Source organism: Bradyrhizobium sp. Leo170 (assembly GCF_004296405.1).
Taxonomy (GTDB): domain Bacteria; phylum Pseudomonadota; class Alphaproteobacteria; order Rhizobiales; family Xanthobacteraceae; genus Bradyrhizobium.
Map to the genome: position 1 here is coordinate 1 of NZ_PSRR01000811.1, position 747 is coordinate 747.

General features: G+C 66.3%; 1 protein-coding gene. It reads right to left on the minus strand.

Going from position 1 to position 747, the window contains the following annotated elements:
- Positions 1 to 72: 72 nt before the first annotated feature.
- A complete protein-coding gene (locus tag CWO89_RS44850; protein ID WP_130584455.1) occupies positions 73 to 738 on the minus strand; it encodes a uracil-DNA glycosylase in 666 nt (221 codons plus the stop codon).
- Positions 739 to 747 lie beyond the last annotated feature (9 nt).

Sequence of the window (747 nt, forward strand, 5' to 3'; positions counted from 1 at the left end):
GCGTGCCCACCATCCCCAGCGGAGTGTTGATGGTGGGCACGGCGCAAGCGCGCCTTTGCCCACCCTACCGGATCAGTGATCCAAGTCCGCGCGCACCTGAGCGAATACGTCGCGGAACATCTTTGGCGTGAGCACGCCGGTATTCGTGTTGTAGCGCGAGCAGTGATAGCTGTCGTAGAGGTGGATATTGCCTGCCTTGTGCACGGCGCCGTGCGTAAAGGGCGCAGTGGCATTGCGCAGGCCGAGCGCCTTCACCGTCGATTCATGCGCGATGCGGCCGAGCAGGACGATGGCGCGCAGCCTGGGCATGGTCGCGATCGTCGCCACCAGGAACTTTCGGCAAGTGTTGATCTCGATCGGCAACGGCTTGTTCTGCGGCGGCACGCAGCGCACGGCGTTGCTGATCCGGCAATCGATCAGCCGCAAGCCGTCGTCCGGTCGCGCCTCGTAGACGCCCTCGGCAAAGCCGAACTCCAGCAGCGTCGCGTATAGCAGGTCACCCGCATAGTCGCCGGTGAAGGGGCGCCCCGTGCGGTTGGCGCCCTGCAGCCCCGGCGCCAGCCCGACGATCAGCAGCCGCGCATCTGCATCGCCGAAGGATGCCACCGGCGAATTGAACCAGCCCGGCTGCTTCGTACGCGCCTCGGCGCGAAACTCGGCGAGCCGCGGACAGAGCGGGCAGTTGCGGTCGGGTTCGATGGAGGCGGGAAGGAGGCTAGTCGTCGAAATCGTCGTCATCGGCCCGGG